Raw genomic sequence first — 13,144 nt, forward strand, 5'->3', positions numbered from 1 at the left:
GCCGCTCCCTTCTCCCGCCGGGAGAAGGTGGCCCGCAGGGCCGGATGAGGGTGCGGGCGCAGCCTCGTGCACCCACACATCGCGAGACGCTGCGCGCCTGACCCTCACCCCAACCCCTCTCCCGGGGGGAGAGGGGCTAGCCGCTCCCTTCTCCCACCGGGAGAAGGTGGCCCGAAGGGCCGGATGAGGGTACGGGCGCAGCCTCGTGCACCCAAACATCGCGAGTCGCTGCGCGTCGAACCCTCACCCCAACCCCTCTCCCGGAGGGAGAGGGGCTTGAACGTCAGTACTTCTTCTCGACGTTGAACATCCAGGTCTGGTCGCTGCCGCTGTCGCCGTCGGTCACGCCGCGGTACTCCACGCGCGTGGACAGGCCCTGGTCGGTGCTGAACACCACGCCCACGCCCAGCATCAGCCGGTTGCGGTCGTACACGCTCTGCCCGGTGCGGTACAGGGTGCCGCCGACGATGTCGGCATAGCCCAGCGTGGCGTCGCCGCGGCCCTGGAAGTCGTGCTGGTACTCGAGTCGGAACTGCGGCGTCAGCCGTCCCCAGCTCATCTGCCGGCGCCATTCCAGGCGCAGGCCGAGGTTGCCGGTGGTGGTGGCCACGTCCATGTCCTCGTAGCGCAGCGCATACGGCGCCATCGCCGCTTCGCTGTAGGCATCGAGCGTGGCGCGCGCGGCATCCACCCGCGCGTACGGGGTGATCTGCCAATCGCCGCGCTGCAGATCGGCACCGGCCGACAGCGACGCGATCCACTGGTGGCCGCTGCGGTCGCCTTCGGCCAGGGCGCCGTTGTCGGTGACGTAGCGGCGCAGGTCGTAGGACAGCAATTGGTAGCCGACCAGGGTGTCGAAGAACAGCGTCTGGCCCGGGTGATAGCTGGCATACAGCGCCAGCGTGTACGCGGTCGACTTGCTGCGGCTGCCGTCGCGGCCGACATCGCTGTCGTCGCGGCCGAAGCCCACGCCCGCACCCAATGCGAAGGACGAGGAGACGCGGTAATCGGCGCCCAGGCTCAGGCCATCGGTCTGGAAATCCACGCCGGCACGCTGCGACTGCCTGTCCAGGCTGCCGGAGCGGATCGCACCACCCACCCACAGGCCCAGATCGCCTGCCGCAGTGGCATCGCGTGGTGCCGCCGACGCGGTGTCGGCGCCGCCGTCCATGGCGCCGTCGCGCAGGTCGCGGTTGGCCGGGTCGCACGCTTGCGCGTCCAGATTGCGATCGCTCTGCAGCGTGCGGTCGCGCTGGCGGCACTGCGAGCTGGCCTGGAAGCTCACGCCGTTGTCGAAGCCGCGCGCCCCCCGGTGGGTCGCCTCCAGGCGGCGCTGGAAGTTGTCGATCTGCGCCTTGGCGAAGCGCCGGGCCGACTCGGCCTGCGCATCGATCAGGCCGCGCACCTGCGCATCCTGGGTCGGATCCCGGCGCGGCGCGATCACGAACACGATGTCCGCCTCGGCCGAGGTCGCATACGCATTGGACAGGGTGAAGCGCACCGTGGCGTTGCCGGAGAAGGCCGGGTTCGGCACGAAGGTCAGCATGAAGCCCGGGCCGTCGTCCGCGGCCGCGGTCGGCACGCCGGCGGCCTTGGCGGCCGCGCGGGTGATCGTGGCGGTACCGGCGTTGGCCGGCAGCACCGCGACCACGGCGGCCGCCACGAACGGGCCACCGGTGGCGTCGCGAGTGACGTCCAGGGTCTGCGCCTGCCCGGTCACCGCCGGCACCGTCACCGACACCGCGATGGGGCGGGCGTTGACGGTGATGGTGACCACGGCCGGCGCCGAACTGCCGCCGGCGCCGATGGCGGTGTAGTGCACGCTGTCCACGCCCACGTAGCCCGGCGCCGGCGTGTACACCAGGCGCACGCCATCGACGGTCGCGGTGCCGTGGCTGGGCGCGGTGGCGATGGCGATGCTGTCGATACTGCCGGTGTCGTTGCCGGTCACCGCCAGGGTCAGCGCGGTATCCACGAGGGTGGCGCCGGTATCGTTCGCCGCCACCGGTGCCGGCACCGCCGAGGCGATGGTCAGGGTGTAGGCCTGCGTGGCCGAGAAGCCGTTGGCGTCGCTCACCTTGATGCTGAAGGCGAAGCTGCCGGCCGCGCTCGGCGTGCCGGACAGCACGCCCGCCGGGGTCAGGCTCAGCCCGGTCGGCAGCGCGCCGCTGACCACGCTGTAGCTGTACGGCGCGGTGCCGCCGCTGGTGCTCAGGGTCTGGTTGTACGCGGTGCCCGCGGTGCCGGCAGGCAAGGTCGGCTGCCCCGGTGTCAGGGTCGGCGCGGCGATGCTCAGCGTGTAGCTGCGGCTGGCCTGGCCGGGGACGCCGGCGGTGCTGTCGGTGACGGTGGCGGTGAAGACGAAACTGCCCGCCTGGGTCGGGGTGCCGGACAGCACGCCGGCCGCGCTCAGGCTCATGCCGGCCGGCAGCGCGCCGGTGGCGAGGCTGTAGCTGTAGGGCGCGGTCCCGCCGGTGGCGCTGAGCGCCTGGCTGTAGGCGCTGCCCGCGGTGCCGGCCGGCAGCGCCGGCGGCGACAACGTCAGCGTCGGCGAGGCCACCGTCAGGGTGAACGCCTGCGCCGCAGTGAAGGCGTTGGCGTCGGTAACGCCCACGGTGAACGCGAAGTTGCCGGCCGTGGTCGGCGTACCGGACAGCACGCCGCCCGCACTCAGGCTCATCCCGCTCGGCAAGGTGCCGGCATTGAGCACATAGCTGTACGGCGCGGTGCCGCCGCTGGTGCTCAGCGCCTGGCTGTAGCTGGCGTTGATCGCCGCTGCCGGCAACGTCGGCGGGGTGATGGCCAGGGTCGGCGAGGCGATGGACAGGGTGTAGGCGTGCGAGCCGCCGAAACTGCCGGCATCGGTGACGCCGACGACGAAGGTGAAACTGCCGGCCACGGTCGGGGTGCCGGATAGGGCACCGGCACTGCTCAGGCTCAGGCCCGCAGGCAAAGCACCGGAGCTGAGCGCGTAGGTGTAGGGCGCCGTCCCGCCGCTGGTGCTCAACGTCTGGCTGTAGGCGGTGCCCGCGGTCCCGGACGGCAGCGTGGACGGGGCGACGGTCAAGGTCGGCGCCACGATCGCCAGCGTATAGCTGCGCGACGCCTGGCCCGGCGTTCCGGAGGTGCTGTCGGTCGCGACCAGGGTGAAGCTGAAATTGCCGGTCACGGTGGGCGTTCCGCTGAGCGCACCGGTCGCACTGTTGACGGTCACGCCTGCCGGCAAGGCGCCGGCCGTGACGGCATAGGTGTACGGCGCGATGCCGCCGCTGGCCTGGGTGATCGCCGCGCTGTAGGCCTGGCCGGCGGTGCCGTTGGGCAGGGTCGTCGCCGGCAGCGTCACGGTTGGCGCAGCCACCGTCAACGTATAGGCACGGCTACCGCTGATGGGTGATGCGCCGCTGTCGGTCGCGGACACGGTGAAATTGAAGCTGCCGGTGCCGCTGGGCGTGCCGGACAGCACGCCGGCGGAACTCAGCAGCATCCCCACCGGCAACGTGCCGGTGGTGATCGCGAAGCCATACGGCGCGGTCCCGCCACTGGCGCTCAGGGTCTGGCTGTAGCTGGTGCCGGCGGTGGCCGCCGGCAGCGACGTCGGCGAGATCGTCACCACTGCATCGTCGTTGAGGATCGTGCCGGTGGCGGTGGCACGCGCGATGGTGGCGTTGCTGGCGCCGGACAGATTCACGGTGAAGGTTTCGTCCGGCTCGACGGTGGTATCGCCGTTGATGGTCACCGCCACGTTCTGCGTGGTGATGCCGGGCAAGAAGGTCAGGGTGCCGGAGTGGGCGACATAGTCGCTGCCGGCGTTGGCGCTGCCGTCGGTGGTCGCAAAGTTGACCGTGACGGTCTGGCCGCTGGCGGCGCTGAGGGTGACGGGGAATGTGGCCGTGGTGGTGCCGCTGTTGCCTTCAGTGACGCTGACATCGCCGATCGAGAGTGACGGCTGCGCGTCGTCGTTGTTGATCGTGCCCACTCCCTGCCCACCGGTGATCGTGGCGCCATTTGGATTGGTGACGTTGACGTAGAAGGTTTCGTTGGGTTCGTTGAGCGTATCGCCGATTACCTGCACGGTGAAGGTGGCGCTGCTGCTGCCGGCCGGAATGGTCAGCCCGTTCACGCTGGAGGAGATGTAGTCGGTGCCCGCGGTCGCGGTGCCGTTGGCGGTGGCGATGTCGAAGCTGACCCCGCCGCTGCCGGCCGGCTGGCTGAGCGAGACGGTGAAGGTGAACGCGGTGTTGCCGGAATTGCCTTCGTTCTGCGACACGTTATTGATCGACAGGGTCGGCAGATCGTCGTTGAGGATGGTGCCGGTGGCGCTGGACGGCGAGCCGACGGTGTAACCGCTGCCCGCATTGAGGCTGATCACCACGGTCTCGTCCGGCTCCACCGTGGTGTCGGGGGTGGGACTGACGGTGATCGTGCCGCTGGTCTGCCCGGCCGCAATCACCAGCGGCGAGTTGACCGCGGCGTAGTCGGTACCGGACGTCGCGGTCCCGCCTACGCTGAAACCGATCGAGAGCGCCGATGGCGACGGCTGGCTCAGGGAGACGGTGTAGACCAGATTATTGCCGCCGTTCTCGTACACGCTGGCCGGCGACACCGCGATGCTTGCCGAGGGATAGTCGTCATTGACGATGGTGGCGGTGGCGCTGGAGGGGTTGCCGATCGAGTAGCCGGTACCGTTGGCCACCTGGAAGATCACCGTCTCGTCCGGCTCCACCGTGGTATCGGCGACCGGGGTGACGCTGAAGCTGGCGGACGTCGCGTTGGCCGGCACCACGACGCTGGTGACCGCACCGGTGTAGTCGGTCCCGCTGGTGGCCGTGCCGCTGCGGGTCAGGTTCACCGTGGTCGCCGAACTGTTGGTCGAGCTCAACGTCACCGTGTAGACGAAGGGCGTGCCGCTGTCCTCGTTGGCGCTGGACGGGGAGACCGTGATGCTGGCGCTGCGCGAGGGGGTGATGGTGATATTGACGGTAATGGTGTCGCCAGCGCCGTCTTCTAGCGGAAATGTGTCGCTCGTGGCACTGTCGCCATTGTGCGTGTAGGTGATGATCTGCGTTCCCTGCGCCCCGCTCGGACTGGGAACGACCAACGTGCCGTGGGGAGGCTGCACCCCGTTCCAGCCGACGCCGATGTCGTCAACACCGGTGCCGTCGCAGGTGGTGACGTCGATCTGCACCGAGCCACCCTGGGCGACGGTGGCGTTCAACGTCGGACAATACTGGGAAGGCGCTGCCGCGGCCAACCCGGAGTGCAACGTCGTCATCAACAACACGACCAGCAACATCGAACAGCGCAATGCGATGCGCGCGCCACGGCGCAAACCGGTGCAATTCGTAGACATATTTCGATTCCCCAAAACGCGCCACCCCATGGGCGCTGGCAGCCATCCTGGTGCCTCGGACTTCGCGGAACATTGGCCCAGCAAGCATCGGGCATGCGCGTCGCGCGGCCATTGGAACAGCAAATCCGACGCCGCGTAAAGCAACAAATGCGTCACGTCTGTCTGGTTCAGCAAAATCGTCGCTTGCAAGTCGCCGAAGTCGTGATTAAGTAGTCTGGCGCCAGACACGAGGTCTGGCGTCATCCACTCCGGGGGGAGATCCGCATGAGCGAGTTCTTCATCGGTCAGATCATGCTGACCGGTTTCGCGTTTGCGCCAAAATATTTTGCGCAGTGCAACGGGCAATTGCTGCCGATCAATCAGAACCAGGCCCTGTTCAGTCTGCTCAGCACCCGCTTCGGCGGCGACGGCAAGACCACGTTCGGCTTGCCGGACATGCGCGGGCGCACGCCGGTAGGCTATGGGCCATCGGCCGACCCGGCGTGGCAGCCGCCTGCGTTGCCGATGGGTCAGGCGGCGGGTGGGGAGACAGTGACGCTGGTGACCGACCAATTGCCGGCCCATCTCCACTTGATGGAATGCGCCAGCGCCGCAGGCAACAGCCGCAACCCGACCGGACGCCTATTCGCGAACAATGGCGCCACTATTGGAGCGGCGACATCGCTGTACGCTGCGCCTGGAAGCATGGTTCCGCTATCGCAAGCCACGGTAAGCACACAGGGTGGCGGCCAGGCGCATCCGAACGTGCAGCCGTACACCACGCTCAATTTCTGCGTCGCGCTGTCCGGCATCTTCCCTTCGCGCAGCTAGGCGCATCCGCATCCGGGCACGCCGCGCACAGTCGTGCGCGTGGCGCCTCATCGACCAGGAAGCATCTCATGGGTACTCCCTTCATCGGCGAAATCCGCATGTTCGGCTTCGGCCGTACGCCCCAGGGCTGGCAGGCGTGCGACGGCTCGCTGCTGCAGATCTCCGAATACGAACCGTTGTACGTCCTGCTCGGCACTGCCTACGGTGGCAACGGCACCAGCACCTTCGCGGTGCCGGATCTGCGCGGTCGGCTGCCGATCCACCAGGGCCAGGGGCCGGGCCTGAGCAACTACGTGCTCGCTCAGCAGGCCGGCACCGAGACGGTGACGTTGACAGACCTGCAAATGCCTGCACATACGCACGTCGCCCAGGCCACCACCGCAGCGGCGACAGCGACGGCGCCCTCAGGCCTGTTGCCAGGCGCGGTGACCGGCGACGTTTTCTATCTCACAAGCACCACTGGCGCAACTGCGCAAGCGATGTCCGGGCAAAGCACTTCGTTCGCCGGCGGCAACCAACCGCATGACAACACCATGCCGACGCTGACGGTGCAGTACTGCATCGCCACCACCGGCATCTTCCCGCAACAGGCCTGACCCCCTGCGCCGCGCCGACAAGGCTGCGGCACGCATCCGCTCATCGGAGGAATCCGCTCATGACCGAACCCTATATCGGCGAAATCCAGCTGTTCGGCTTCGACTACAACCCGTACGGCTGGGCGTTGTGCAACGGCGCCACCCTGCCGATCACGCAGAACACCGTACTGTATTCCCTGCTCGGCGTGGCCTACGGCGGCAATGGCACCACCACGTTCCAACTGCCGAATTTCGTCACGCGCGCCGGTTGCCAGCAGGGCGCGGGGCCGGGCCTGACGCCGCACACGCTGGGCAGCAACTTCGGCTCGGCATCGGTCAGCCTGCAGAGCACGCAGATTCCCATGCACCAGCATGGCGTCAACTCATTTTCGTTGTCGGACCAAACAAAGAAGAGTGGCACGCCCGTCAGTGGCGCCGCGCTGTCTTCCCCCGGTAGCAGCAACGCGCGTCCATACAACGCGGTCGCGCCGAACACGCAGTTCTCCCCGACCATGTTGATGCCCACCGGCATCGGCCAGGCGCACGAGAACCGGCAGCCGTATCTGGCGGTGAACTTCTGCATCGCCTTGCAGGGCAACTATCCGGTCTTCAACTGAGGCAGGCGTGATGTCGATCGCCGCCTCGCCCGGCTTTCCGCAACGGGACGCCGGGTGGGCAGCGCCCGCTGTGCTGCAGGCACGCGGCATCGGCGTGCGGCCGGCGCGTTCGGCAGACCTGGACTGGCTGCGCGACCTATACGCCAGTACGCGCCGCGACGAACTGGCCGCAGTCCCCTGGCCGGAGCCAGCCAAGCGCGCCTTTCTCGACCAGCAGTTCGCCTTGCAGCATGCGCACTATCTGCAGCACTTTCCCGGCGCGGACTTCCTGGTCGTGGAAGACACGCACGCGCGGCTGGGCCGGCTGTATCTGGACCGCAGCACGGATCCGCACGTCCTGGTCGATATCAGCCTGCTGCCGGACTGCCGCGGCCACGGCATCGGCGGCGCGCTGATCGCGCAGGCACAGGCGCTCGCGCATGCGGATGGGCGCGCACTGACACTGCACGTGCTGCATGCCAATCCCGCAGCGCAGCGGCTCTACGCGCGGCTGGGCTTCGTTGCCGGCGAGGCCGGCCAGACCCATCTGGCCATGCGCTGGGATGGCGCTGGCACGAAGCCGGACGCGCGCGTCAGTTGAACACCGCCTGATACAGGAAGCCGTCGCGTTCGCGCGCGACCGGCACCAGGAAGATGCCGATCTCGCCCAGGCGCGGATGGCGCATCTGGTAGGTCTGCTGCGGAAACAGAAAAGCCGAGCCGTTGCGGAACAGCAGCGAGAACGGGGCGCGCCGCGCCGCGGGCGGCGTCGGCAGCGGCCGCGCCTCGACCAGCACGAATGCGACCTCGCCTTCGTTCAACTGCGCCGAGAACGTCTCGTTCACGCTTCCAGCGAAGTGTTCCAAGCTCAACAGCTCCATCCTTGACTCCAGGTGTGGTTCGGCACGGTCGCCATGCCGGCATCGTCGCGTGCCGTCGCGACGCGCACAAGCGCTGTGCGGGCATTTGTCCACACCGCCTTTTGTTCACCCCTCAAGTGCAGCTGCGAGGCGCTGGCGCGGTGGCGGCCATCCCGAGCCGATGCGGCGTCGCCGGCGACCAATGCGCGGCCGTATGACACGCTGTTGCATGAACGGGGCGAAGCGGGCGCGCACACCGGCCCGCGCAGTGCCACAATACTGCACGGGCCAGTTCGGTTAAGTTCAGCCGAACGGATCGATCCTATGTTGTATTTTCGTTAAAGGTCGCGATGGCGTCTTCCGAATCCAATCTGGTGCAGTTGTCGGGCGTGCGCATCGACCGCGGCGGCCGGGCGATCCTGCGCGACGTCTCGCTGAGCGTGCCGCGCGGCAGCATCACCGCGGTGCTCGGCCCCTCCGGCAGCGGCAAGTCCACGCTGCTGGCGGCGCTGACCGGCGAACTGGAGCCGGCCGCGGGGACGCTGCAGGTGTTCGGCAAGCCGCTGCCGCGCGGCAGCCGTGCGCTGCGCGAGACGCGCAAGAGCATCGGCGTGCTGCTGCAGGGCAACGGCCTGCTGACCGACCTGAGCGTGGCCGAGAACGTGGCGCTGCCATTGCGCGCCCACACCCGCCTGCCCGAACCGGTGCTGCAGCGGCTGGTCGCATTGAAGCTGCACGCGGTGGGCCTGCTGGCCGCTGCCGACGCCTGGCCGCGCGAGCTGTCCGGCGGCATGGCGCGGCGCGTGGCGCTGGCGCGGGCGCTGGCCCTGGACCCGCCGCTGATGATCTACGACGAACCCCTGACCGGGCTGGACCCGATCGCCTCCGGCGTGATCATGAGCCTGATCCAGCGCCTCAACCACACCCTGGGCCTGACCAGCATCATCGTCAGCCACCACGTCCACGAGACCCTGCCGATCTGCGACCAGGCCGTGGCCATCGCCAACGGCGGCGTGGTCTTTGCCGGCACCCCGCAGGCGTTGCAGGCCAGCACCGATCCGCTGCTGCAGCAGTTCCTGCACGGCCGTCCCGACGGCCCGATCCCGTTCGATGCGCCGCAGCGCGCGCGGAGCGCCGCCTGATGGCCATCGTTGCCCCGATCCGTTCCCTGGGCCGCGCCGGGCTGTTCTTCCTGACCGTGCTGCGCGGCTCGCTGCCGACCCGCGACCTGCTGGCCGAGCTGATCCGCGAGATCTACAAGGTCGGCGCGCGTTCGCTGCCGATCATCGCGGTGGGCGGCGCCTTCGTCGGCCTGGTGCTGACCCTGCAGGGCTACCGCACGCTGCAGACCTATGGCGCCTCCGATGCGCTGTCCACGCTGCTCGGCCTGTCGCTGTACCGCGAGCTGGCGCCGGTGCTGACCGCGCTGCTGTTCATCGGCCGCGCCGGCAGTTCCATCGCCGCCGAGCTCGGCCTGATGCGTGCGACCGACCAGATCAAGGCGCTGGAGCTGATGGCGATCGATCCGGTGGCCAAGGCGGTGGCGCCGCGCTTCTGGGCGGCGGTGCTGACCGTGCCGCTGCTGACCGGCATCTTCTGCTCGCTGGCGATCAGCGCCAGCTATTTCGAGGCGGTGGCGGCGCTCGGCCTGGACCGCGGCACGTTCTGGTCGGCGCTGTCGAGCAGCGTGGATTTCTGGGACGACTTCGGCGTGGCGATGCTGAAGTCGGCGGTGTTCGGTGGCACGGCGGCGCTGGTGGCGGCCTATGTCGGCTTCCATGCCGAGCCGACCATCGAGGGCACTTCGGTGGCCACCACCCGCGCCGTGGTCAACGCCTCGCTGCTGGTGCTGATGTTCAACTTCGTCATGTCGGCGCTGCTGTTCCGCTGAGCGGCGCCAACGCGGTGCCGGCCGGCGACGGCAGGCTCCGCGGCAACATCCCGGTCGCGGCACTGGCGCCGCGGCCACGCTGAATCAACAAGGTAGACACGTTATGGCTCTCCGTGGTCCCCGTCTCGAGTTCGCCGTCGGCGCCTTCCTGCTGCTGGGCCTGGCCTCGCTGCTGGTGCTGGCGCTGGCTTCCACCAACCGCCAGTGGGGCTTCGGCGGCCACCGCTACGACCTGGTCGCGCGCTTCTCGCAGATCGGCCAGCTGCGTGCGCAGGCGCCGGTGAAGATCGGCGGCGTCATCATCGGCCAGGTCGCCAAGATCGACCTGGACCCGACCAAGTTCGACTCGGTGGTGACCCTGTCCATCGACGACAAGTACAAGGACCTGCCGGCCGACACCTCGGCGGCGATCCTGACCAGCGGCCTGCTGGGCGAGAGCTACGTCGGCCTGCAGCCCGGCGGCGACCCCGACACGCTCAAGCCCGGCCAGGAAATCGCCTTCACCCAGCCGGCGGTGGACCTGATCCAGCTGGTCGGCAAGTACATGTTCGGCGGCGGCGGCGCCGGCGGCGACAAGAACGCAACACCCGCTGCCGCACCCTCGGCCGACCCCACCACGCCCGCAACGGAACCCAAGCCATGACGATCAAACTGCTTTCCGCCGCTCTCGCCGCCGCGCTGGCCGTGGCCGCGCCCTCCGCCGCCCTGGCCCAGGCCGCCGCGCCGGCCGCCGCCGCCACCCAGGCCGGTTCGGCCAGCAAAGTGGTGCTGGAGAACAGCACGCGCATCCTGACCACGCTTGAGCAGCGCCGCAGCGAGTTCAAGAGCAACCCGACCGCGCTGCGCCAGTTCATCGACAGCGAGATGAACAAGTCCTTCGACCGCGACTACGCCGCCCGCCTGGTGCTGGGCGTGCACGGCCGCGGCGCCTCCGACGCCGACGTCAAGCTGTTCGGCGACGCGATGGCCGACAATCTGATGCAACGCTACGGCACCTCGCTGCTGACCTTCGAAGGCAAGCCGCAGGTGCGGGTGAAGTCGGAAACCCCGCTGCCCGGCGGCCGCGGCGTCAAGGTCTCCACCGAGCTGCTGCGCAGCGGCGGCGACCCGGTGCCGGTGGACTACCTGCTGCGCAACACTGGCGCGGGCTGGAAGATCTTCGACGTGATGGTGGAGGGCGTGTCCTACGTGCAGACCTTCCGCAACCAGTTCGACACCCCGCTGCGCAACAAGTCGATCCCCGAGGTTGCGGCCGAGCTGCGCAACGGCACGCTGCAGGCGGCACCGGCGGGCAACAGTGGCAAGTGATGCGCCGCAGTTGCGCCGCGACGGCGACACGCTCACGCTGAGCGGCGTGCTCGACCGTGCGGCGGCCACCGCGCTGTGGCCGGCAGCGCTGCGCGCGCTGCCGGGCGCACGCGCGCTGGACCTGCAGGCCGTCTCGCGGGTGGACAGCGCCGGCCTGGCGCTGCTCGCCGAACTTGCCGCGCGCCTGCGTGCCCAGGGCCAGGCCGAGGTCGCCATTCACGGCGCCCCGGCCGGCCTGACCGACCTGAGCGCCGCCTACCGGCTGGCCTCGACCCTGGACTTCCACTCTCCCCCTGCGGCGAGCTGACACATGAACGTGCTGCGTATCCTTACCTCCCTGACCCTGGCCGCCGCCCTGGGCGCCTGCGCTGGCGCGCCCAAGCGCACACCGCCACCGCCGCCGGTGGCACAGACCGCGCCGGCCGCCGGCGACAGCGCCGCGGCTCCCGATACGCACGCCACACAGGCGACCGCGGACAGCGCCACCGGCATGGACACCGGCGCCGCGCCGGCACCGGCAAGCGCGCCTGCGGCGATGCCGCCGGCGAGTGCTGCCCCGGGCACCGTGTCGGCCAACGGCACGCCGACTTCGGCCGAGGACGACTACGCCGCGCTGTACGGCGGCGACCCGTACAACCCGGTCGCCGATCCGACCCTGCCGGAGGGCGTGCCTGCACCGCAGAGCTACGATCCGTGGGAGAAGTTCAACCGCAAGGTGCACGCCTTCAACAACGTGGTCGACCGTGGCGTGGCGCGGCCGCTGGCACGCGCCTACGTCAACGTGGTGCCGCGGCCGGTGCGGTTGGGCGTGACCAACTTCTTCGACAACCTCAGCTCGCCGCTGACCATGGTCAACCAGCTGCTGCAGGGCCGTCCGCTGCAGGCGGGGCAGACCCTGAGCCGGTTCCTGATCAACAGCACGCTGGGCATCGGCGGCATCTTCGACCCGGCCACCGACGCCAACCTGCCGCGGCGCAGCGAGGACTTCGGCCAGACCCTGGGTGTGTGGGGCTGGCGCCGCTCGCGCTACCTGGAACTGCCGTTGTTCGGCCCGCGCACGGTGCGCGATGCGTTCGGCCTGGTCGGCGACGCGCCGCTGTCGCCACTGCAGCAGATCGAGGAAGACCGGGTGCGCATCGGTCTGCAGGGCCTGCAGTTGGTCGACACGCGCGCGCAGTTGCTGTCGCTGGACAGTCTGCGCGACCAGGCGCCGGACGAGTACCAGTTGACCCGCGATGCGTGGCTGCAGCGCCGTAATTATCAGATCGAGAGCGACATGCGCGGGCACAAGCGTCAGGACGACGATCTGCCGGCCTATCTGCGCGAGGAAGAGACCAATCCGACGGTGCCGGTGGATGCGATGCCGGTCCCGGAGTGGCGTGGCGGTCGCTGAGTCGCCTGCACGTAGGCAGCACAGAAAACCCCGGCTTCGGCCGGGTTTTTTGTGCCTGAACTTTTTTGCCATCGCGCACAGTAGTAGCAGCGCAGAGTGGAATGGCTGTTGGGTTGCAGCGGGTGATGCCGTATCCGCAGCGGACGTCGACGTGCCGTCGCTTCGCTCTTGCTCTGGCTGTTGCTATTGCTTTGGCTGTTGATTTACCGGGGTCCCCTCGGCGCGGCAGCCACGGCGGGGAAAAACCCGAAGGGCGGCGCACAGGGACGTGCGCCGTTCGCGGCAGGGGCAGGATGCCCCTTCCGCGAATCCCCGTCGTGGCTGCGAACCTGGAGCGCGAAGCGCGGAAGGCGCGCTGCGG

The 13,144-nt window shown here is 69.1% G+C and carries 13 protein-coding genes; 11 read left to right on the top strand and 2 right to left on the bottom strand.

Features of this window, described 5'->3' with window-relative positions; translation table 11 throughout:
• Positions 1–283: 283 nt before the first annotated feature.
• Positions 284–5,272 (bottom strand): putative Ig domain-containing protein, encoded by a 4,989-nt coding sequence (locus CEK69_RS19020; RefSeq protein WP_226975233.1) that lies wholly within the window; start codon positions 5,270–5,272, stop codon positions 284–286.
• Here CEK69_RS19020 and CEK69_RS19025 point away from each other — a divergent pair.
• The 5 genes from CEK69_RS19025 to CEK69_RS19045 all read left to right on the top strand — a co-directional run bounded on the left by CEK69_RS19025 (position 5,205) and on the right by CEK69_RS19045 (position 7,932).
• The gene (locus tag CEK69_RS19025) at positions 5,205–5,489 is read left to right on the top strand and encodes a hypothetical protein (RefSeq protein ID WP_152247377.1); all 285 of its coding nucleotides are present in this window, start codon (positions 5,205–5,207) and stop codon (positions 5,487–5,489) included. The genes CEK69_RS19020 and CEK69_RS19025 overlap by 68 nt on opposite strands.
• Before the next feature lie 125 nt (positions 5,490–5,614).
• Entirely contained in the window at positions 5,615–6,160 is a 546-nt protein-coding gene (locus CEK69_RS19030; protein ID WP_148829785.1) for a tail fiber protein, read from the top strand.
• A gap of 68 nt (positions 6,161–6,228) precedes the next feature.
• The gene (locus CEK69_RS19035; protein ID WP_148829784.1) at positions 6,229–6,756 is read left to right on the top strand and encodes a tail fiber protein; all 528 of its coding nucleotides are present in this window, start codon (positions 6,229–6,231) and stop codon (positions 6,754–6,756) included.
• Positions 6,757–6,815: 59 nt separating this feature from the next.
• Complete coding sequence (locus tag CEK69_RS19040) at positions 6,816–7,352, top strand: tail fiber protein (protein WP_148829783.1); 537 nt, start codon at positions 6,816–6,818, stop codon at positions 7,350–7,352.
• A 10-nt stretch (positions 7,353–7,362) separates the two neighbouring features.
• Entirely contained in the window at positions 7,363–7,932 is a 570-nt protein-coding gene (locus CEK69_RS19045) for a GNAT family N-acetyltransferase (RefSeq protein WP_152247379.1), read from the top strand.
• Here CEK69_RS19045 and CEK69_RS19050 read toward each other — a convergent pair.
• On the bottom strand, positions 7,925–8,212 hold the full coding sequence (locus tag CEK69_RS19050; RefSeq protein ID WP_017909947.1) for a hypothetical protein: 288 nt from the start codon (positions 8,210–8,212) through the stop codon (positions 7,925–7,927). The genes CEK69_RS19045 and CEK69_RS19050 overlap by 8 nt on opposite strands.
• 329 nt (positions 8,213–8,541) lie before the next feature.
• Between CEK69_RS19050 and CEK69_RS19055 the strand changes: the two genes are divergently transcribed.
• The 6 genes from CEK69_RS19055 to CEK69_RS19080 all read left to right on the top strand — a co-directional run bounded on the left by CEK69_RS19055 (position 8,542) and on the right by CEK69_RS19080 (position 12,783).
• Positions 8,542–9,333: an ATP-binding cassette domain-containing protein gene (locus tag CEK69_RS19055; RefSeq protein WP_017909946.1), complete on the top strand. Its 792-nt coding sequence runs from the start codon at positions 8,542–8,544 to the stop codon at positions 9,331–9,333.
• The gene (locus tag CEK69_RS19060; RefSeq protein WP_017909945.1) at positions 9,333–10,082 is read left to right on the top strand and encodes an MlaE family lipid ABC transporter permease subunit; all 750 of its coding nucleotides are present in this window, start codon (positions 9,333–9,335) and stop codon (positions 10,080–10,082) included. The genes CEK69_RS19055 and CEK69_RS19060 overlap by 1 nt, the downstream gene beginning before the upstream one ends.
• Before the next feature lie 103 nt (positions 10,083–10,185).
• The gene (gene mlaD / locus CEK69_RS19065; RefSeq protein WP_152247381.1) at positions 10,186–10,725 is read left to right on the top strand and encodes an outer membrane lipid asymmetry maintenance protein MlaD; all 540 of its coding nucleotides are present in this window, start codon (positions 10,186–10,188) and stop codon (positions 10,723–10,725) included.
• Entirely contained in the window at positions 10,722–11,390 is a 669-nt protein-coding gene (locus CEK69_RS19070; RefSeq protein ID WP_017909943.1) for an ABC transporter substrate-binding protein, read from the top strand. The genes mlaD and CEK69_RS19070 overlap by 4 nt, the downstream gene beginning before the upstream one ends.
• Complete coding sequence (locus tag CEK69_RS19075) at positions 11,380–11,697, top strand: STAS domain-containing protein (protein WP_152247383.1); 318 nt, start codon at positions 11,380–11,382, stop codon at positions 11,695–11,697. The genes CEK69_RS19070 and CEK69_RS19075 overlap by 11 nt, the downstream gene beginning before the upstream one ends.
• Positions 11,698–11,700: 3 nt before the next feature.
• Entirely contained in the window at positions 11,701–12,783 is a 1,083-nt protein-coding gene (locus tag CEK69_RS19080; protein WP_152247385.1) for a VacJ family lipoprotein, read from the top strand.
• Positions 12,784–13,144: the final 361 nt, after the last annotated feature.

It is taken from the genome of Xanthomonas sp. LMG 12462 (assembly GCF_009192885.1).
In the GTDB taxonomy this organism is placed as follows: domain Bacteria; phylum Pseudomonadota; class Gammaproteobacteria; order Xanthomonadales; family Xanthomonadaceae; genus Xanthomonas_A; species Xanthomonas_A sontii.